Source organism: uncultured Streptococcus sp. (assembly GCF_905372115.1).
In the GTDB taxonomy this organism is placed as follows: Bacteria; Bacillota; Bacilli; order Lactobacillales; family Streptococcaceae; genus Streptococcus.
This window is the reverse complement of sequence record NZ_CAJPNR010000016.1, coordinates 1-19,883: the sequence shown is the minus strand read 5'-3', so window position 1 is coordinate 19,883 and position 19,883 is coordinate 1. Positions and strand designations below refer to the sequence as shown.

At 43.7% G+C, this 19,883-nt stretch carries 18 protein-coding genes; 4 read left to right on the top strand and 14 right to left on the bottom strand.

Annotation, left to right across the window (positions count from 1 at the left end; all coding sequences use genetic code 11):
- Positions 1-6: 6 nt before the first annotated feature.
- Both QZ169_RS06095 and QZ169_RS06090 read left to right on the top strand, forming a co-directional pair.
- Positions 7-456, top strand: coding sequence for a YueI family protein (locus tag QZ169_RS06095; protein WP_295505363.1), 450 nt, complete (start codon positions 7-9; stop codon positions 454-456).
- A gap of 1 nt (position 457) precedes the next feature.
- Entirely contained in the window at positions 458-796 is a 339-nt protein-coding gene (locus QZ169_RS06090; RefSeq protein ID WP_295505355.1) for a nuclear transport factor 2 family protein, read from the top strand.
- Here QZ169_RS06090 and QZ169_RS06085 read toward each other — a convergent pair.
- The 9 genes from QZ169_RS06085 to QZ169_RS06045 form a co-directional block, all read right to left on the bottom strand.
- Positions 793-1,911 carry a glycerate kinase gene (locus tag QZ169_RS06085; protein WP_295505353.1) on the bottom strand — a complete coding sequence of 373 codons (1,119 nt, stop codon included), beginning with the start codon at positions 1,909-1,911 and terminating at the stop codon, positions 793-795. The two genes, QZ169_RS06090 and QZ169_RS06085, sit on opposite strands and share 4 nt — an antisense overlap.
- 9 nt (positions 1,912-1,920) lie before the next feature.
- The gene (gene serB / locus QZ169_RS06080; RefSeq protein WP_295505351.1) at positions 1,921-2,568 is read right to left on the bottom strand and encodes a phosphoserine phosphatase SerB; all 648 of its coding nucleotides are present in this window, start codon (positions 2,566-2,568) and stop codon (positions 1,921-1,923) included.
- Between the two features lie 149 nt (positions 2,569-2,717).
- Positions 2,718-4,442 (bottom strand): septation ring formation regulator EzrA, encoded by a 1,725-nt coding sequence (gene ezrA, locus QZ169_RS06075; RefSeq protein WP_002912173.1) that lies wholly within the window; start codon positions 4,440-4,442, stop codon positions 2,718-2,720.
- Positions 4,443-4,528: 86 nt separating this feature from the next.
- Positions 4,529-6,478: a DNA topoisomerase (ATP-hydrolyzing) subunit B gene (gene gyrB, locus QZ169_RS06070; protein ID WP_002895870.1), complete on the bottom strand. Its 1,950-nt coding sequence runs from the start codon at positions 6,476-6,478 to the stop codon at positions 4,529-4,531.
- Positions 6,479-6,490: 12 nt separating this feature from the next.
- A complete protein-coding gene (locus tag QZ169_RS06065; protein ID WP_295505348.1) occupies positions 6,491-7,057 on the bottom strand; it encodes an HAD-IA family hydrolase in 567 nt (188 codons plus the stop codon).
- Between the two features lie 234 nt (positions 7,058-7,291).
- A complete protein-coding gene (locus tag QZ169_RS06060) occupies positions 7,292-7,840 on the bottom strand; it encodes a DJ-1 family glyoxalase III (RefSeq protein ID WP_295505347.1) in 549 nt (182 codons plus the stop codon).
- Between the two features lie 72 nt (positions 7,841-7,912).
- A complete protein-coding gene (locus tag QZ169_RS06055; RefSeq protein ID WP_295505346.1) occupies positions 7,913-9,145 on the bottom strand; it encodes an FtsW/RodA/SpoVE family cell cycle protein in 1,233 nt (410 codons plus the stop codon).
- A 12-nt stretch (positions 9,146-9,157) separates the two neighbouring features.
- On the bottom strand, positions 9,158-10,138 hold the full coding sequence (locus tag QZ169_RS06050; protein WP_295505344.1) for a YeiH family protein: 981 nt from the start codon (positions 10,136-10,138) through the stop codon (positions 9,158-9,160).
- Positions 10,139-10,237: 99 nt separating this feature from the next.
- Positions 10,238-12,682, bottom strand: a complete 2,445-nt coding sequence (locus QZ169_RS06045; protein WP_295505342.1) for a bifunctional DnaQ family exonuclease/ATP-dependent helicase — start codon at positions 12,680-12,682, stop codon at positions 10,238-10,240.
- A gap of 135 nt (positions 12,683-12,817) precedes the next feature.
- Between QZ169_RS06045 and QZ169_RS06040 the strand changes: the two genes are divergently transcribed.
- Complete coding sequence (locus tag QZ169_RS06040) at positions 12,818-13,456, top strand: MBL fold metallo-hydrolase (protein ID WP_295505335.1); 639 nt, start codon at positions 12,818-12,820, stop codon at positions 13,454-13,456.
- Between the two features lie 68 nt (positions 13,457-13,524).
- Here QZ169_RS06040 and ftsX read toward each other — a convergent pair whose 3' ends face one another.
- The 3 genes from ftsX to prfB all read right to left on the bottom strand — a co-directional run bounded on the left by ftsX (position 13,525) and on the right by prfB (position 16,276).
- A complete protein-coding gene (gene ftsX / locus QZ169_RS06035) occupies positions 13,525-14,451 on the bottom strand; it encodes a permease-like cell division protein FtsX (RefSeq protein WP_009660576.1) in 927 nt (308 codons plus the stop codon).
- The gene (gene ftsE, locus QZ169_RS06030) at positions 14,444-15,136 is read right to left on the bottom strand and encodes a cell division ATP-binding protein FtsE (RefSeq protein WP_002895890.1); all 693 of its coding nucleotides are present in this window, start codon (positions 15,134-15,136) and stop codon (positions 14,444-14,446) included. Before ftsE ends, ftsX begins: the two co-directional genes overlap by 8 nt.
- Before the next feature lie 44 nt (positions 15,137-15,180).
- Positions 15,181-16,276, bottom strand: a protein-coding gene (prfB, locus tag QZ169_RS06025) for a peptide chain release factor 2 (protein ID WP_125341648.1) whose coding sequence is annotated in 2 segments (ribosomal slippage) — positions 15,181-16,203 and positions 16,205-16,276 — 1,095 coding nt in all. Because the reading frame shifts where the segments join, the coding sequence is not laid out codon by codon here.
- A gap of 310 nt (positions 16,277-16,586) precedes the next feature.
- Here prfB and QZ169_RS06020 point away from each other — a divergent pair.
- Positions 16,587-17,447 carry a metallophosphoesterase gene (locus QZ169_RS06020; protein ID WP_295505331.1) on the top strand — a complete coding sequence of 287 codons (861 nt, stop codon included), beginning with the start codon at positions 16,587-16,589 and terminating at the stop codon, positions 17,445-17,447.
- Here the strand turns inward: QZ169_RS06020 and QZ169_RS06015 are convergent.
- The gene (locus QZ169_RS06015; RefSeq protein WP_295505330.1) at positions 17,441-18,232 is read right to left on the bottom strand and encodes a DUF2785 domain-containing protein; all 792 of its coding nucleotides are present in this window, start codon (positions 18,230-18,232) and stop codon (positions 17,441-17,443) included. The two genes, QZ169_RS06020 and QZ169_RS06015, sit on opposite strands and share 7 nt — an antisense overlap.
- A gap of 88 nt (positions 18,233-18,320) precedes the next feature.
- Positions 18,321-19,883: cation-transporting P-type ATPase (locus tag QZ169_RS06010; protein WP_295505327.1), on the bottom strand; the 1,563-nt coding region annotated here is incomplete at its 5' end.

The following is a 19,883-nucleotide window of genomic DNA, read 5'->3' as shown; positions in this document are numbered from 1 at the left end:
TTTATTATGACTGATATTAATAAAGTAATCATGGAAAAAGCTCAGGGCGGAGTCAAGCTCAACCCTGATGAACAGCGTAGGTTTTTAGGGACTTTTGAGGAGCGAGTGCTGGCTTCCTGCTCTATTGAGCAAGCCAATGAGACCCTCATTCGCGGTCATTTCAAAGAAATGCTCAGCAGCATCATGAAAAACTGCCAACCAGTAATTGTCAAAATTTCCCCAGAAGTCGAGTCTAGCAATCAAATCTTTTATCTAAAAACCTCTAAGGAACTAGGCTGCGAAGCGACTATCGTCTCAAGTGATTACCAGGCTTCTCCTTTTGGCCTGATTGTCCATAGCGACCATCTGGTCCAAGTAGATGACAAGGACATGAGCCAACAGTTTGCTAGTCTCCTTCAGCCAGCAGAAAAACCAGCAAAAGAAAAGCGCTCCCTATGGAAAAAATGGTTTAGCTAGGATGACAAATTTAGAAAAACTTTTTGCCTTCTTTGAAGCAGAAAATCAGCGTGATTGGCAAACCTATGAGACCTTTCTTTCTGATCATGTTAGCTGGGAATTAGAGGGTGACACAATCGAAATCATCAAAGGCAAAGCGGACTACCTGACTAAAATTCAAAAAGTCTACCATAACAACCCCGTCCAATTTTCTTGCACTCATTATCAGCTTAGTCCCGACCAGAATCGGATTGTGACCCTTCTAGAAAATGACGTTGGTGACCTTTCTTGTGACATCTTCTTCTTTGAAAAGGGCATGATTGTCAAAGAAATTGAATATCTACTAAAAAAAACGGACTAACCGCTTTTTTTCATTTTTAGTAGATTGCCAATATTTCTGGCTGTGCGAATCAAATTTTGCTCCGCCTGCTCTAGAATCCTATCCAAGCTATCTGCTCGCGCAATAATCGGAAAAGCTGCCTGGATATTCTCAACTGGGAAATCCGATAAATCTTCAGCCAGGCTACCGCAAATCGCCAGTACAGGGATACCTTCTGGCGTTCGTCTTGCGACCCCGACTGGTGCCTTGCCCGCCAAAGACTGACGATCCATCCTCCCTTCGCCAACTACGACCAAGTCAGCCTTTTTAACTCTTTCATCAAAATCCAGTAAATCTAGACAGGTTTCAATACCCGAAACGATTTTTCCTCCGGCAAAAGCAACCAGTCCTGCTGCCATTCCGCCTCCGGCTCCAGCGCCATTCATATCAATCACCTGAGGATCAACCAACTGATAGAAATCTGCCATGGCTTGATCCACTTGAGAGAATAATAAGGGAGATAGACTTTTCTGACCTCCGAAAACAGTTGTCGCACCGCGCACTCCGCAAAGAGGATTATCTACATCCGTCAAAATCTCAATCTGAACTTCCTTCAAGAAAGCGGGAACCTGCTCAGCTGAAATACGAGCGACCTTTCCCAAAGACGAGCCAATGGGGCGCAGTCTATGATTATCTGCATCGAAAAATTCATAGCCTAGGCCTGCTGCCAGTCCAATTCCACCGTCATTGCTGGCCGACCCCCCAACACCAACTAAAATCTTTCTGATATCGTCTTCAGCCAGATGCAAAATCAATTCTCCCAACCCTTTGGTCTCTATGGCCAAGGGATTTCGTTTTTCCTGAGGAATAGAGGCGAGTCCGACCAAATCAGCCATCTCAAAAAGCGCTTGCTGACCATTTCTGGCGTAGGGCATTTTTACTGGCTGGCCAAAAGGTCCAGTCACAGTGTGGTAAAATTCAGCCCAGCCCAAGGCAGCTGTCAGGGCAGCCATTGTCCCCTCGCCCCCGTCACCAACTGGCAGCAAGTCAAAGCTGGCATCTGGCAAGGCCTGAGAAAAGCCTGTCTGAAGAGCTTGAGCAACCTGAGCAGCTGACAAACTTTCCTTGAAAGAATCCGGTGCAATTAGAATATGCATGCCTCTCTCCTATGCTTTTCTATTGTCTAAAAGATCAATGACCCGGTAGAGATTGCATTCTTGAATCTGGTAAGGAGCTTGCTCGCGCACGATTGGCTTGGCCATAAAGGCAATTCCCATTCCTGCCGCCTGAATCATAGGCAGATCATTGGCGCCATCTCCCATAGCAATCGTTTGATTTAATTCCAACTTGTTTTCAGCTGCCCATGCTTTTAACATGGCAAGCTTTGTATCCTTAGTGACAATCTCTCCTAAGACTTGGCCTGTTAAAAAGCCCTGCTGGATTTCCAAACGATTTGCCTTGACGTAGTCAATTTCAAGCTGCTCAGCCAGTCTGTCCACCGTCTCATGAAAACCACCTGACACCAAGCCTACTTTATAACCACGTTTATGCAGCTCTTTGACCAGTTCCTCGGCTCCTTGCGTGAAGTGGATCCTTTCTGCAATTCGAGCAAAAATATCCTCTGGCAGTCCTTTTAAAAGAGCGACACGCTCACGTAAGGCAGCTTCAAAGTCCAACTCTCCTCGCATGGCACGCTCCGTAATAGCCGCAACCTGAGCTCCTACACCCGCTTCCTCACCTAGCAGATCAATCCCCTCTTCCATGATTAAGGTGCTGTCTACATCCATGACTAACAAGCCTTTGACTGTTTTCATTGTCCGACCTCATTCTTTCTATTTTTTGTATTATACAGGAAATTCTATTTCAAAACAAGCTGGGAAAAATTGAAGTCTCAGAATCCTTGTTACTGACTGTTCTCTAGCGTTCTCTTTGCAAAAGAAAAAAGTTCCCGAAGGAACTTCTTTTAAAAACGAATATTCTCGCGTGTTTTTTCGTAGGATGTCACAAAACGCTCGGTCACGCCTGGCTCGACAAGATCTAAAGCTTTTGAAATGATTTCCAAGGATTGAGCATAGTCGTAGTCATGTTCAAAGACATACAAGGACTTGTTGAAGGCTGCTTGTACATTATCATCAAAGGAACGATAGCGGTTTGAATACTGCAGTAGCTGCTCAGTCAAGGTAGCATCTTGGACGATACGATAGGTTTCTTCTTCCAATTGCTCCATATCATTTCCTAGAATTTCCAGCCAACGGTTAACTGATTCGATATTGACTCGTGTAGCTTCCAACTCCTTAACCAACTCTTCAATATTGTTGCTGGTTGAGAAGAAAATTTCTAAGAAAGAGTCTGGAATCCCTGGCAAATTGCGTTTTTCCATATATCTCTTAATGGTATGCAATTTGTTAGCATAGATATTGACTTTCTGACGAGCATTAGCATCATCTTTTTCAATCTCTGCAAGTGCTTCGCCAAGAGAGATCTGCTCATCTTCGATTTCTTTCAAACGCTCTTGGATAGCTTCCAACTCTTCCTGAACCACAGAATAAGCTTGCTTGGTTTCAGAAGAATCTTCTACCGCGCTAAGCACCACATCTTCCTGGGCAGAAAGCTCAGCCTGCAACTCCTTGACATGAGAAGTTTCTGTATCAGAGAGAAGGAAGGTTTGAGATAAACGTTCTATCTCTTTTTGGAGTTGCTGGTTGTTTTCCTTTGTATGAGCCAGATAGCTTGGTAAGTTTTTAATCAACTTCTCCACTACTTTGTGGGCTTCAATTTCCCGCGTAAAAATTTCATAGAGAGCGTTAATCTCTTCTTGCGCCTGCTCATTTTCATACTCAGCATTATCCAGCTCTAAGGCAGAAATGTTGGCTTCGTTGCGTTTGAGACTTGCATGAAGCTGCTGGAAGCGTGACTCTATATCAGTTTCGATAAAGTGATAACCAGATTCCAAGAGCTTACGGTGACCAGATTCTAAGTCTTCCAACTGATCTGGCAATTTCACAGTCAACTCTTCGACAATGGCAGGAACTTTCTCAACGATATGTGTCAGAGCAAGGATATGATCCTCTGCCTTATCCAAGATTTCAGCTGCTTCAACCGGGTCACCCGAAGAATTAAGGGTTACAAACTGAGAAAACTCTGACTGGATATTTTCCAGCTGTTTTTCAATCTCAGCTAAGGCTTGTCCATACGAGTCCGCATTCTCCGCCACCTGAGTTTGCAGTTTTTCAAACAAATCCAAGGCATGGAGCACACGACCGCTGTTTTTAGACTCTTGCTCTTTAAGATCTTCCAAGGCAGCACGAATCATCTTGATATCTTCGTCAATCAAATCAATCTGACTCTCAATATTGCCGATGGCATGCTTGGCTTTTATGAAACGGAAAGAATTATTGTAACCTTCTGCTTCAAATAGATTATTTTCGATATCAGCAAATGAATTTAAGGACAGGTCTACCCATTTTTGATTCCATTCACGGAAGGCTACCTGACTCTGCCCAATCAAATGCATATTTTTTACTTCTTCAACTTCATCATTCACAGGAAGATTATAGAGTGCTTCTTTTCTCTCCTCCAAATTTTGAAGTAAAGCTTCATTTCTCTTTCTCATCAGAACTGCAGTACCATAGCCGACAACCAAAAGCAGAGCTACCACAGCAACGAGAATAACTAGTCCAATAGACATATAGAACTCCTTCACATTGTTACTATAAAGCAAACATAATGATTATATCATATTTTTGCCCATAATGGTTGATTTTTCTGATTTTTTTAGACGTCGAGCGTACTGTATACAGCATTTTCTTCGATAAATTCACGACGAGGTTCAACGCGATCCCCCATCAGCATGTCAAAAATCTTGTCAGCTTCCGCTGCATCATCCACTGAAACCCGTGCCATCAAGCGATGTTCAGGATTCATAGTCGTCTCCCACAGCTGATGGTCATCCATCTCTCCGAGCCCTTTATAGCGTTGAATGGTTGGCTTGGAGCGACCTTCACTGTAGCGAGCCAAAGCAGCTTGAAGCTCTTCTTCCTGATTAGCACCTGGCTGGATGTATTCTTTGACTTCACTTCCGACCTTGACACCATAGATTGGCGGCTGAGCGATATAGACAAATCCAGCTTCCAGAACCGGCTTCATATAGCGGTAAATCAAAGTCAAGAGCAGGGTCCGAATATGAGCTCCGTCTACATCGGCATCGGTCATGATGACTAATTTTTGGTAGCGGGCCTTGCTGACATCAAAGTCAGCACCGAAGCCAGTTCCCATAGCAGTAAAGAGACTGCGGATTTCTTCATTGGCCAATATCTTATCCATGCTGGCTTTTTCAACGTTGAGAATCTTACCACGAATTGGCAGAATGGCCTGAAATTCACGGTTACGACCGGACTTAGCTGAACCACCCGCTGAATCCCCCTCCACGATGAAAAGTTCAGTTTCCTGAGGGTCGTTAGACGAGCAGTCGGCCAATTTACCTGGCAGATTGGAGATTTCCAAGCCAGACTTCTTGCGAGTTACTTCCCGAGCTCTCTTAGCAGCAATTCTGGCCTTAGAAGCCAAAATTCCTTTTTCAACGATTTTTCGAGCTACCGCAGGATTTTCCAAAAGGAAATCTGAGAAAGCTTCACTAAAGAGGCGATTGGTAATCTTGACCACTTCGCTATTGCCCAGCTTGGTCTTGGTCTGACCTTCAAACTGAGGGTTGGGATGCTTGACAGAGATGACCGCTGTCAAGCCTTCACGAACATCTTCTCCAGTCAGATTGTCCTCATTTTCTTTGAGAAGCTTATTTTTCTTGGCATAGTCATTGATAACCCGTGTCAGTGCAGTACGAAAACCTTGCTCATGCGTTCCACCCTCGTGGGTATGGATGTTATTAGCAAAGCTCATGACTGTTTCGTGGTAGCCAGTCGTATACTGCATAGCTACTTCAACCGTAATATCGTCCATTTCGCCGTCGGTATAAATCGGCGTTTCAAAGATTACATCCTTGTTTTCATTGATGTATTGGACATAGCTAGCAATCCCACCCTCATAGTGGTAATCCTTGACCTGCTCCATTCCGTCTCGCTTATCGGTGATGGAAATTCTGAGACCACGATTGAGGAAGGCCAGTTCTTGTACCCGCTTATTGAGCTTTTCAAAGTCAAATTCTACTGTTTCAGTGAAAATTTCTGGATCTGGTGTAAAGTGAACTGTCGTACCAGTACGGTCTGTCTCACCGATGATTTCTAGGTCCGCGACTACATGACCGCGACGGTATTCTTGGTAATGAATCTGACCATTTTTATAAACACGGACATCCAGCTGAGTGGAGAGGGCATTTACAACGGAAGAACCCACACCGTGCAGACCTCCCGATACCTTGTATCCGCCACCGCCGAATTTTCCTCCTGCATGGAGAACAGTAAAGACGGTTTCTACGGCCGGACGGCCTGTTTTCTCCTGAATATCAACAGGAATTCCCCGACCGTTATCTACTACTGTGATGGAATTGTCTTTTTCAATAAAGACCTGAATGTGGCTAGCAAAACCAGCCAACGCCTCATCAATCGAGTTGTCAACAATTTCCCATACTAAATGGTGAAGACCTTCCTTGGAGGTCGAACCGATATACATCCCCGGACGCATACGAACGGCTTCTAAGCCTTCTAAGACCTGGATCTGACTGGCATCATATTCTTGGGCCTGTATATCTTGTTGCTTTTCTTCTGTCATAGTGTTCCTTTTCTAATCAATATCTATAAATTCTTCAAGATGCTGCATATTATCAAAGAGATAGGTATCAAAGCCAGCTTCCTGCCCTGCTTCAATATCCAGCGGCCGGTCACCAATGACCAAGCCAGAGACAATCTGATACTTGTCTTTTAGATAGAGCATGGAGTCTGGTAAGGGTTTCCTTGGAAAACCATTCGCCGATGTCACCACTTCTGTAAATGCTGATGCAACGGCAGTCTTTTCCAAGATTTCCAGCACTTGGTCATCCCGATGGGAGACCAGAAAGTTCCGACCACCCTTAGCCACAATCCGCCTAAGTAAGTCTGCCGCTCCGTCAAATAAGACAGGGTGAGTCAACTCTTCTGCTTCATTGGCCTTATAAAACTTTAAAAAGTCTTTTTCTTGGGGAGCAAACTGCTGGACAGCATAGGCCGTAGACACCTTGAGGGCCTTATAAACTTCGTCATGACCAGCTTGCAGACCGTACTCTTTCAAGGTTTGAACAAAAGCTGCTGTCGAAGTTTCATAATTATCCAAGAGTGTTCCACCTAAATCCCAGATGTAATCTTGATAATTCATACCTTTCATTATACCATAATTTTCATGAAAAAGGGGCTAATATTTGCCCGAATCCAGCACTTTTCCGACTTTTTCAACCCTTTTTCTAAACAAAATATCTCAAAGAATCTAAAATTTAAAAATGGCTGCTGATTTCGTCCTTTTCAACATCTCTAAACCCTTTCCATATAGAGGACTGCGAAGATAAATAAGACTTCAAAAAAACTGGGAAACATTATGAATCCCAGCATATTTTTAATTCCCAAATACATCTGTATAAAGCATGGCATCAGCCAACTGGTCAGCGTCTCCTCCCAGCTGACGAACCAGCTCATAGGCGAAAGCCAAGGCAGTCGATGGACCACGGCTAGTAATCAGCTTCCCATCAACAAGAACTGTTTCTTTACGGTAAGTTCCATTTTTAATATTGTCTTGCGCACCATCATAGCAAGTGAAATACTTACCAGTCAAAATACCTGCGCGGTCAAGAGCAATGGGAGCGGAACAAATGGCAGCGATGAATTTATCCGACTGCTGAAAGTCCTGCAAAACCTGCATCAGGCTGTCATCATCACGAAGATTGGCCGATCCTGGCATCCCACCTGGCAAAATGACCATATCGTAGTCATCCAGTCGCCCCTTCCAGACCTGATCCGCTTGAACAGTGATGGCGTGAGAGCCAGTCACTGATTCATCAAAACCAATCATATGACAGACAAGACCTGCACGGCGCAAGACATCCACAACTGTCAAGGCCTCGATTTCTTCAAAGCCGGGAGCTAGGAGTAAAGCTGCTTTTTTCATGAAAATATCCTTTCTGATATGAGCCAATCACAAAAACACATCTGATTTGTGAGTCAAAAACTTGCTTTATCTTTATTTTAATTTCTTCAGTACGACTTTTTTACGGACAGCTGGAATTCGCTCCTTCTTTTCATCCGTCAAGCTGTTCTGATAGGAGACGGACAGCAGGAGACCAACACCGATAAGATTACTGATGATGGAAGAACCGCCCTGTGAAATAAAGGGCAGCGGAATCCCTGTCAGAGGTAGAATTCCTGTCACCGCTCCAATATTTTCAAAGATATGGAAGAGCAGCATCATGATAAAGCCAGTTGAGATATAAGTATAAAACTGGTTGTTGGATTTAATCGTAATCTTGAGCATGCGATAAATCAGCAGTAAATAGAGCATGATAACCAAGGTTGAGCCCAAAAAGCCAAAATCTTCTGCAATGACGGTGAAAATCATATCGCTTTCCCGAACAGGAACCAAGAGATTAGAAACATTAAAGCCTTGACCAGTCAAACCGCCGCTTCCGACAGCGATTTGTCCCTGTGCTTGCTGAAAGGTAGTCGTCTGAGCGTAGTCAAAAGGATGAAGCCAAGCCAAAATCCGATTGATTTGGTAGGTTGGCATTCCTAGATTATGCAGAAAGGCACGGCCGCCATCGGAAATAAAGATAAAGAGAAATCCTCCCAACAGCAGGACTCCCGTCAGAAAGACCGGCAGGATAATCTTCCAAGAAACACCTGACAGTAGAACGATGCCGCCGTATATAGCAACAAAAACCAGAGCCGTCCCCAAATCACTCTGAAGGGTTAACAGAACCAGAACAGGCAAAGTATAGAGCCCAAGTTTCAGGATCAAAAAAAAGTCTAAAGCCAGGGTTCGCTCATCCTGCTTGTGTTTCTGGAGAAAATGAACCACCAGCCGCGATAGCATGAGAATATATGAAATCTTCATGAACTCCGAGGGCTGAAAGAGGGTCACACCACGAATAGCAATCCAGTTTTTGGCACCAGTGGAGGCTACCAGCGATTCACTGTAAAAAATCAGAGGCAAGACCATGAGGCCAAGACCAAAAACATAGAGATAAGGTGTGATTCCCCAGAGAAACTTGGTGTTAAAAAACATGAGGATAAAGCTGAGCAGGAAGCCCACCGCAATCCAAGCAATCTGCTGACCAACCATGGGCCAGGCATTGTCAGGATAATCATGACTAACAGCAATGTAAATAGCCACAACACCGATTGATAGCAGCATCAAAACAGGCAAAATTAAACTATAATCAATCCGAGACTCAAACGTCCGTCTTTGATAGGGCATAGTCCCTCCTTTTTAGAAAAAATACTGGATAATCAAGCTAGAAACAGCGACGCAAAACCAAGCGAAGGCACCAGTCAGCAAAGGCGCTGCTCCTGCTTGCTTAAACTGCTTAAAGGAAACCTTTGCGCCAATAGCTGCCAAGGCCATAGCCATCAGCCACTGAGAAATGAATTTTGTATAGGGGATGACAGCAGCCGGCAAAAATCCAAGACTGCTGACAAGTGAGGCTAGTACAAACCAAGCTATAAACCAAGGAAAAATCTGTTTCAAATTTGTCTTTTGAGCGGATTGCTTGGATTTGACATAGCGGTAAGATACGAAAATCAAGCAGGCTGGTACAATCATTAAAGCTCTGCTGAGCTTGACAATGGTCGCCAAATCACCAGCTGAGGGGCTGTAAGTATAGCCTGCCGCCACTACTGACGAAGTATCATTGATGGCCGTTCCAGCCCAAGTCCCGAAAAAGGCATCCGACATCTGTAACAAATGCCCTAAAAAAGGGAAAATGAATACTGCTAAAATATTGAAAAAGAAAATAGTGGAGATGGACAAGGCAATATCCTCTTCATCAGCATCCAAGATTGGTGAAGCAGCCGCAATGGCAGAGCCGCCGCAGATAGCTGTTCCAAAACCGATTAAAATAGTCAAGACGCGGTTCATCTTAAAGAAACGGCCAGCCAAATAGGCAGCCAGAAAGGCTATCAGAATAGTGATAAGACTGATACGAAGAGAAGAAATTCCCGTCTCAGAAACCTGACCTATGGACATGGAAAATCCTAAAAAGATAATGGAATACTGCAGCAATTTCTTCCCCGAAAAGCTGAGACCTTCCTGAAATACAGCCGGCAGCTTCATGCTGTTATTCAAAACCATCCCAAAGACAATAGCCAAAACACTAGAGCCTATCAAGGGAAGCAAACCGCCTAAAAAGATAGAAACAGCCGCTATGCCAAAGGATAACAGAATTCCTGGTAAATATTTTTTCACGAACACCCCTTCTTTCCTATGCCTCTCATTATAACAAATTTTGTCCAAAAAATCTGAATGAACCTAAAAAATCAGCCGATAAAGCTCAGCTGATTTGAGATAGATTCAGTCAAAAAAGTCTTGTAATTCCTGCATAATGGCTGCCTCCGGCAGAATATCCAAAGAAGCTAATTGTGACAGATGATGCTGAATCTGCTTGCCATAGCGTTTACTAGAGATTCGATTGTCCAAAAGAATAACAGCTGACTTCTGATGTTCATTGCGCCGGGTCCGGCCAATGGCCTGCTTAAGCCGCAAGATGGCAAGAGGCAGTTGATAATCATAAAAGGCATTCTTACCTTCCGCTTTCAGGCGGCTGTTGATCTTCTGCACAAAGAAATCCTTGGGATTGTCAAATGGAATCCGAGTGATCAGCTGAATAATCTGTTCTTGCTCAGCAAAATCCGCCCCCTCCCAGAAGCTGCCAGAGCCCAAAAGAATTCCTGCCTCTCCTCTATCAAAACGCCGCTTGATATTGCCGGCATCGCCATTTTTATATTGGGCCAAATGCGGCAGAGCCAGCAAGTCCGAAACAGCCAAAAGCAAGTCTTTAGAAGTGAAGAGGACGACGATAGGCAGACCAAGTTCTGCCACTTCCTGCAGGCAAGCAACAATCTCTCGAGCAAAATCATCAGTTGACAAATCCACTACTGCTGGAAAACTTTCATCTAAAAAGAGCTTCTGCAGTGGCTTCTTCTTGCTTTTCAGCTTGTAAAAGTGATAACTTTCAAAGCCTAGCAACTGGGCCAGATTGACCTTAGAGCTGATTTCCAGAGTAGACGAAACCAAGATAACCTTGGCCCTTTCAGGCAAAAAGTCTGTAAAATGCAGCAATTCTGAACGGCCAGCATGCAGAGTCATCAAGCGATGATCTGCCAAAACTTCATCAACCAACCAATAATACTGGTATTTGCCACTGAACAAGTGCTGTAGCTCAGGCAGTGCACTTGTCTTTAACTCGGACACATCCTGAAGCAGCCGTGCAATTTTTTCTGAACTTAACTCAGGCGTTTTCTTGCGATGTCGCTCAGCTGCATCAGCCAGCTCAAACTGAATACTTTGCAAAAGTCGTTGCTGCAGAAGTTCCCCTTCTTCCTGAAGGAGATGATTTATCTGTTGCAGCGTTTTAGTTAGATTTATACTGGCCTGAGAGAAGCTTTCCAAGGCAAAAAACATCTTCTGAGCTTCATCAACTACCAGAATACGATTGTCCAGCAAAGACTGGTCATCCTCTAAACGCGTCAGCAGGTAAGCATGATTGGTAATCACGACTCGACTGGTGGCCGCCTTGACCTGTCCCAGCCGCCAAAAATCTTCCTCATAAAAAAGAGAATGTTTGCTTAGCTTGCCATCATGACGGATTTCATTGAAGTAGCTTGAAAAGCGATGAGCCTGCCCGATTTCATTCAAGTCACCTGTTTTAGTTTCTGTCAGCCAGACCAAGAGTTGCAACTTGCAACGATTAACCAAATGGTTGTCATATTCCCTATCCAGTGTCTGATAGAAATGGTCCAGCTTGAGATAATTCTCCGGACTCTTGAGACTGTGAAAGGAAATACCAAAGACTTCCTCCAACAATCGTCCTTCCTTTTGCAGCAGCTGGTCTTGCAGAATCTTAGTCGGAACCGTCACTAGTACTTTTTCTTGACCTCTAGACAGAATGGGCAGCAAGTAGCCGAAGGTCTTGCCCAAACCTGTCTGCGCCTCTAAAAAACTAGCCTCCTGCTGGTTCAGAGCTTCCTCCATAAAACGAGCAAACTTGAGCTGTTCAGGCCGCTCTTCTAATCCCAGCAAGTATAGATTGGTCAGGAAATCTTGCGACAATTTCTTTTCCGAAGTCAGCTTTTGGGGACGTTGTAGGAAAATACCATGGCAGGATTGCAGTTCCTTATTTTGCTGATCCGGCATCGTCTGATAAACTTCCTCGATAGCCAAGCGAGACTCATAGATAATGCTGTCCGCCAAAGTTAGCATTTTCTCAACCAAGGCCTTGGGCAGGCTCTTGATTTTGTCTTGTATTTTTAAAAATAGCTGAGCCGTTGCTTGAGCATCTGCCAAAGCAGTGTGGGCGTTTTCCAAAGAAATATCCAGCAGATCGCAGAGATTACCCAAAGAATATTTATCAAAGGTCGGGTAGAAGACCTGAGCCAGCTCTACCGTGTCCACACGCGGTGTCAGCAAGTCAAACCCTTCCCAGAAAAGGGCCTCCGCTAGTAGATTGGCATCAAACTTGACATTATGAGCGACAAAAATCGCATCCTGAATCAGCTCATATACTTCAGCCGCTACCTGTGAAAACTCTGGGGCTTGGCTCAGTCGCTCATCATCTAAACCTGTCAGCTCTTTGATATGCTCATCCAGTTCCTCATGAGGATTGACATCTGTTTCATAAGTCTTGGTAATAATTCCATTCTCAATCAGAACAATGCCAATCTGGATAATCTTTGCACTACTGCCCGTTCCTGTAGCCTCCAAATCCACAACGGCATACTTATAATCATTTTGTGTCATACTGCTATGATTATATCATAAAAGCCATTCTGAGACATCTGAAAATTTTCAGCCATAGTCTATGAAGCAATTCTGTGCAAAAAATTCTCTTTTCTGTTACACTCAATAGCAGAATACATTTTCCGAGGAAATCAGATGAAGATTCATAAAATTATCAACCTTGTAGCTTTTGAAAACACCTATATCTTAGAAAATAATCAGGGTCTCCTAGTCGTCGATCCTGGCAGTGACTGGAAAAAGATTGAGCGCAAGCTGGAGGAATTCGCCAAGCCTGTTATTGCTATTCTCCTAACCCACACCCATTATGACCATATTATGAGCTTAGAAAAGGTTCGAGAGCACTATGCGGCCCCACCTGTCTATGTGGCTGAGAGTGAAAGCAGCTGGCTCTACACACCGACAGATAACCTATCTGGTCTGGCGCGCCATGCTGATAAGGATGATATTATCTGTCGACCAGCAGAAGAGTTTTTCTCCTACGAGACAGACTATGATCTTGGAGGCTTTCACTTCTATGTGCTTGCAACACCTGGCCACTCTGTCGGAGGTATCTCGCTAGTCTTTCCAGATGACCATCTTGTTTTGACGGGTGATGCCCTCTTTCGGGAAAGCATCGGACGAACGGATCTGCCGACAGGAAACATGGAGCAATTGCTAACATCCATTCGTGAGAAACTTCTGGTATTACCCAAAGACTATGCTGTTTATCCTGGTCATGGTCATGATACCACTATTTCACATGAAAAAATCTTTAATCCATTTTTAGCTCAGTAGCCATTAAAGTAATTAACTATAACAAAAACAGAGTTTGAAGAACTTCAAACTCTGTTTTTTATGATTTGTTAAATCTTCAAGAAGCGTCTCATAGAGATGATAGATCCCAATGATCCGATAAGAATTCCCAACACAAAGAGTGCTGCTATCATAATCGGACTAAAGAGTTTTGGATCAATCATAGAAAGTCCTTGACCTACTAAGCTCTTATTCATAGTCTTGTAGGCTATACCATATGTCAAATACACTACAAGTGACGGAACTGTTGCTCCTAACAAGCCAATCCATGCTCCTTCAAACAGAAATGGTCCGCGGATATAGCTATTCTTGGCACCAACCAAGCGCATGATTTGAATCTCGCGACTTCGGGAAATAATAGTAATCCGAATAGTATTGGAAATGAGAAGGATAGCAATGAAAATCAGAAGCGCTGTCCCAATCAATCCCCATGTTTGGATGAAATTAGAAAACGCAAAGAGATTTTTGGTATTGGTACCACCATTTTGAACCTCTGAAACACCATCAATCTTACGAGCATCTTTTGTAACAGATTCTACATACTTAGGTGCCTTGGTCTCAACAATATAAGCATCGTAAAGTGGATTATTTTCTTCATCAAAAACATCCCACTCACTACCCATGGTCTCTGTTAGCTTATTATACTGCTCTTGCTTGCTAGAAAAAGTAACCTTCTCTACATTTTTCATAGAAGTCAGAGCATCATAGACCTTGTGGTAGTCCTCATTCTGAACTGTTTGGCCTTCTTTTACAATCGTTTCGCTATTATCGAAAACATCCTTACGCATGTATACCATGACGCGGACATTATTGGAAATATCATTTGCCAGCTTGGCTGTATTTAAAATTACTGAAGCAAAGACAGCCACTAAGCTCAAGGTAATCATAACCGAGCTGACAGCCGCTACAGTCATCCAACCATTCCGCGTAAGACTCTTAAGCGACTCAATCAAATGACGAAAAAATCTTCTAATCATCGTATCCGTATTCTCCTTCCGCTTCATCACGTACCACACGGCCATTTTCAATAGCAATAACGCGGTGACGCAGAGTATTTACAATCTGGCTGTTGTGGGTTGCCATCAGGACAGTTGTTCCCTGAAGGTTAATCCGCTCCAGCAGGTTCATAATCTCCCAAGAATTATCTGGGTCCAAGTTTCCTGTCGGCTCATCCGCAATCAGGACTTTTGGGTTGTTGGCAATCGCACGCGCAATGGCAATCCGCTGCTGCTCACCACCGGAAAGCTCATTAGGGAATGAGCGAACCTTGTGCTTAAGACCAACCAGGTCCAGCACTTCCATAACCCGCTTTTTAATATTGCGGCGGCGTTCACCGATAACTTCCATGGCGTAGGCAATATTCTCATACACTGTCTTTTTAGGAAGAAGTTTGTAGTCTTGGAAGACGACTCCGACCTGACGGCGCAACATTGGAACATCACGCTTCTTAATCTTAGCTAAGTCAAAATCAGCTACTTTCAGACTTCCCTTATCCAGCTTTATCTCCCTGTAAAGCAAACGAATAAAGGTTGACTTTCCTGCTCCTGAAGGGCCAACAATATAGGCAAACTCCCCAGGTTCTACATTAATAGACACACTACGCAGGGCAGTGGTCCCGTTGCCATACTTCTTGACAACATCTTTCATTTCAATTATTGACATCTATTGAAATTTCCTTTCAATCTAATTCTAATCTCTTACATTTCCTAGTTCAAACGCCATTTCAAATAAGCGTCGATGAAACCATCCAAATCTCCGTCCATAACCTTGTCCACCTGTGCTACTTCGTAACTGGTCCGATGGTCTTTGACCATGGTATAAGGCGTAAAGACATAGGAGCGGATTTGGCTGCCCCAGGAAATTTCCTTCTTATCTCCCTTGAGTGAATCGACTTCGGCTGCTTGTTTCTCTTGCTCTAGCTGATAAAGCTTGGCCTGCAGCATCTTCATCGCCCGATCACGGTTTCCATACTGGGTCCGGTCAACCGTAGACTGCACCACAATTCCTGTAGGAATATGGGTCAGCCGCACACCAGTAGAAACTTTATTGACATTCTGTCCGCCGGCTCCTCCCGAGCGGAAAGTGTCCATCTTAATATCGTCATCGCGAATTTCCACTTCAATGGTGTCATCCAGCTCTGGCATGACCTCTACTGAGGTAAAAGAAGTATGGCGACGTTTAGCTGAGTCAAATGGTGAAATCCGAACCAAACGGTGGACTCCCATTTCTGACTTGAGCAGACCATAAGCGTGCGGACCTTCAAATGAAAGAGTCACTGACTTAATTCCCGCTTCGTCTCCCGCCTGATAGTCCAAGACCTCAACTTTGAAGCCCTTGGCATTGCCAAAGCGCGTATACATACGCAGCAGCATATCTCCCCAATCCTGGGCCTCTGTACCACCAGAGCCCGGGTGAATTTCAAGGATAGCATTGTTATTGTCATAAGGCTCAGATAGGAGCAGGGTCATTTCATAGCTGGTCATCATTTTCTCGAGTTCGTCCAGCTTTTCTTCCAACTCTCCCTGAACCGACTCATCCTCGGCAAGAAAATCAAGCAAGATTTCCGATTCATCAAAAAGCTCAGTCATCTGATGGAAATTTTCATAGGTTTGCTTGAGTTCATTCAGCTCTTGAGATGTCTTCTGGGCTGCAATGTTGTCATCCCAAAAGTCGGGTTCTGTCATCTTATTTTCTAAGATGGCAATTTCTTCTTCCAGACCTTCTAAGTCAAAGAGACCCCCTAAAAGAAGCTAATTTTTCACGATTTGCGTCAATCTTTTGACGAATTTCTGAAATGTCCATAAATACCTCTTTTCACATATCGTTTAATTATAACATAAATTAAACAGTTTGCCTAATCTCACATTCAGCAGCTTACATTTTATCGGATTTTCCCTAGCTAGGCAAGACAAGCGACTCCTTGTCACCTAATTGTTAGAAAAGTAATATAATGACATGGGGTTGGAAGAATTATTTCAAGCCTTCCTAGGCCTCGTCCATGAATAAACGAAATATAAGATTACGATAATTTATGAGGTGTTCAGATAAAAGGGGAACTCTCCATAGGTGCTTAAGCATTTTCAAGTTTTGAAAAATATGCTAGACTAAAACCATGACAAGAATCGGATTTATGAGCGACCTCCATCTGGACTCAAATCAGTTTGGGAATTTTGAACACCAAGCTCTTCGCCAGCTTTTAAAAGAGGAAGGTATTGACCACCTACACATCGCTGGTGACCTGTCCAACGACCTGACCAAGATTAGTTTGCCCTTTCTTGAAACTTTGAAGCAAGAGATTCCTCTTTCTTTTAATCTGGGAAATCACGATATGCTGGGACTTTCTGAGCAAGAAATTTTAAACTATGATTTTCAGATCCAGCAGTTCGGCCGGACCACGCTCGTCAGCTTTTCTGGCTGGTATGACTACAGCTTTGTTCCAGAAAAAAGCAAGGAAGAACATCTGAGAACCAAGACCAATTTCTGGTTTGACCGCAGATTGGAGCGTCAACTCGACGACCCTAGTATTACAGTTCAGACGCTGCAAGAGTTAGAAAAATTGCTGGCGACTTTAGATGATCCCATTATTGTTGCTCTGCATTTTGTCCCCCATCAAGACTTTCTATACGACCATCCCTATTTCCAGCGCTTCAACGCCTTCCTAGGAAGCCAAGCTTTTCATCGGCTCTTTGTCAAATACAAGGTGAAAGAGGTGGTTTTTGGTCATCTCCACCACCGCCATCAAAGCCGTGTTATCGAAGGGGTCCGCTACCATATGCGTCCTCTGGGCTACATCCGCGAATGGGAACTGACTCAGAACTTTTTTGAAGATTTTCCTCAGTATAAGATTCCCCAGATGTATCGCCTGCACAAGCGTTATAATGCTATTAAAGATTTAGCCGAATTCCGAGACTATAAGAAAAAACACCTGGCAGCTGAACTGCGAGATGCTTTAACGGTCATTGAAGTTCAGTAATGGAAATGTTGAATAGCAGCTCTCAGCTCATCTGATAGCTGTTTTTTGCTGTCCAACTGCACATAGACTTCTAATAAACAGGAGCGAAAATTGGAAAAAGCAATGAAGTCCTGGTTGCTTTCCAATGGAAAACTCTGTGATTGAAGCCACAGTCTAAGTTCATGCTGCGACAATTTTTCCTTTAAGACGGCTTGATAGAACACCTGGGCTAAGCGCCAATCCTCATCATTTCCGAAACGAACTGAGACTCTTTTAAAAACTTGATGAATGATCTCTAAAACCTCTGGCATCCTACTGGAGGGAAAGTCCGGATGACAAGCCACTTCTGTCAATAAGTCTGCTCCATGAGCGAAGGCATGGACCCAACCGTATTTCCTGGAGTAACCCCTTGTGTCTCTTTCGACTGACAAGTAGCTTAACCCCTTATCTAGTAAGTATTTTCTTCCTTGCACTGATAAAGCCTGATAATACGAAGAGTTTAGATTGCCATCACAGTTTAAGAGATTGGCATAAAGTAAAGCCGTGAAGGAACGTGTTAAGGTAGCTTGACCATTTTTATCACTCTCGTAAAAAAGTCCTTGTCTTTTGACTGCTTCTTGAGCCAAGAAACGAAACTGTTCAGCTGAAAATAGGTCAGCCTGAAGTCCCCTCGCTAAGGACGAAAAGACTAACTCATCACGGATTGTCGCTTCTGGATGACCAATATGATCCAGTAACCATAAGATTTCTTCCTCATAATATAAAGGAGAAGCCTCTTCCAACTTCTTTCGTAAGTTTTGATACATACTTTCACCGTCCTTTCGAGTTCCTTTCTTTGAATTTGATTATATCGCCTTGTACGCAAAAAAGCCATCCGCAGATGACTTTTTGCTGTTAAATAGCGTTTTTGTCCATACCTAATTTACGCTGGATGAACTTAACAATTTCAACAATGACAATCATGGCAAAGCTACCAATCAAAACAACCGTCCATTGTGACAAGTCCAGCTTGGTCACATGGAAAATCTTTTCCAGTGGATCAATTACAATAGTTGAAGTCAATAGGATGAAAGAAACCAGAATAGACCAGTTAAAGGTCTTAGACTTGAATGGACCAACTGTAAAGATAGATTGGTAAACAGATTTCACATTGTAAGCATGGACGAGCTGGATGAGGCCAAGCGTTGCAAAGGCCATTGTAAGAGCGTCCGCATGGATAGCCTTGATATCACCAACATGGACGGGATTAGAGATAGCATAACCATAAACCGCTAAAACCAAAGCCCCTTGCAGAACACCCTGATAGATGATAGAGCTCATAACTCCACCTGAGAAGAAGCTAGACTTACGGCCACGAGGTTTATGACTCATAGCACCAGGCTCAGCTGGTTCAACTCCCAGAGCAATAGCAGGGAAGGTATCCGTTACTAGGTTAATCCAAAGCAAATGAACTGGCTGCAACACATCCCAACCAAATAAGGTTGCAAAAAATATCGTTAATACTTCTGCTATATTAGCTGAAAGTAGGTATTGAATAGTCTTTTGAATATTAGAAAATATTTTCCTTCCCTCTTCAACAGCTACGATAATGGTCGCAAAATTATCATCTGCTAAAATGATATCTGAAGCACCTTTAGAAACCTCTGTACCGGTAATTCCCATACCGATACCGATATCAGCTGTCTTCAGAGCTGGTGCATCATTGACGCCATCACCTGTCATAGCTACAACCTTACCTTGGTTTTGCCAAGCTTTGACAATCCGTACCTTGTGCTCAGGCGAAACTCGGGCATAGACAGAGTATTGACCAACAACCTTTTCGAATTCTGCATCAGAAAGCTCATTGAGCTCTGCACCAGTCAAGACATGGTCTTCAGTATCTCCTTCTTCGATGATACCCAAGCGCTTAGCGATAGCTTCTGCTGTATCCTGATGGTCACCGGTAATCATAATCGGACGAATACCTGCTTCCTTGGCTACACGAACAGCTTCTGCTGCTTCTGCACGTTCTGGGTCAATCATACCGATTAAACCAGTAAAGATTAAATCATTTTCTAGATTTTCAGATGTCAAGTCAGTCGGAACTGCATCAATAATCTTGTAGGCGCCAGCCAGCACGCGCAGGGCTTGGTGAGCCATCTCTGAGTTGTTAGACTTAATCAGCTGTGAAGTAGCATCATCAATCGCTGCAACATCTCCAACCTTATCACGGGCAACACAGCGTTTCAAGAGTTGATCTGGCGCTCCCTTTACTGCCACTAAGAATTTCCCATCTGGCAATGGATGGATAGTAGACATGAGCTTACGATCTGAATCAAAGGGCAGCTCAGCTACTCGAGGATATTTCTCTAAAAAGGCCTTCACATCATAGCCCTTGTCTAGAGCATATTGGATAAAGGCTGTTTCTGTTGGGTCACCAATTAGCTTACCTTCTTGGTCAATCTTGGTATCATTGGC

Coding starts and splice junctions, on each gene's coding strand:
- QZ169_RS06095 (WP_295505363.1), top strand. CDS start 7: ATGACTGATATTAATAAAGTAATCATGGAAAAAGCTCAGGGCGGAGTC.
- QZ169_RS06090 (WP_295505355.1), top strand. CDS start 458: ATGACAAATTTAGAAAAACTTTTTGCCTTCTTTGAAGCAGAAAATCAG.
- QZ169_RS06085 (WP_295505353.1), bottom strand. CDS start 1,911: ATGCATATTCTAATTGCACCGGATTCTTTCAAGGAAAGTTTGTCAGCT.
- serB (WP_295505351.1), bottom strand. CDS start 2,568: ATGAAAACAGTCAAAGGCTTGTTAGTCATGGATGTAGACAGCACCTTA.
- ezrA (WP_002912173.1), bottom strand. CDS start 4,442: ATGTCTATTGGACTAGTTATTCTCGTTGCTGTGGTAGCTCTGCTTTTG.
- gyrB (WP_002895870.1), bottom strand. CDS start 6,478: ATGACAGAAGAAAAGCAACAAGATATACAGGCCCAAGAATATGATGCC.
- QZ169_RS06065 (WP_295505348.1), bottom strand. CDS start 7,057: ATGAATTATCAAGATTACATCTGGGATTTAGGTGGAACACTCTTGGAT.
- QZ169_RS06060 (WP_295505347.1), bottom strand. CDS start 7,840: ATGAAAAAAGCAGCTTTACTCCTAGCTCCCGGCTTTGAAGAAATCGAG.
- QZ169_RS06055 (WP_295505346.1), bottom strand. CDS start 9,145: ATGCCCTATCAAAGACGGACGTTTGAGTCTCGGATTGATTATAGTTTA.
- QZ169_RS06045 (WP_295505342.1), bottom strand. CDS start 12,682: ATGACACAAAATGATTATAAGTATGCCGTTGTGGATTTGGAGGCTACA.
- QZ169_RS06040 (WP_295505335.1), top strand. CDS start 12,818: ATGAAGATTCATAAAATTATCAACCTTGTAGCTTTTGAAAACACCTAT.
- ftsX (WP_009660576.1), bottom strand. CDS start 14,451: ATGATTAGAAGATTTTTTCGTCATTTGATTGAGTCGCTTAAGAGTCTT.
- ftsE (WP_002895890.1), bottom strand. CDS start 15,136: ATGTCAATAATTGAAATGAAAGATGTTGTCAAGAAGTATGGCAACGGG.
- QZ169_RS06020 (WP_295505331.1), top strand. CDS start 16,587: ATGACAAGAATCGGATTTATGAGCGACCTCCATCTGGACTCAAATCAG.
- QZ169_RS06015 (WP_295505330.1), bottom strand. CDS start 18,232: ATGTATCAAAACTTACGAAAGAAGTTGGAAGAGGCTTCTCCTTTATAT.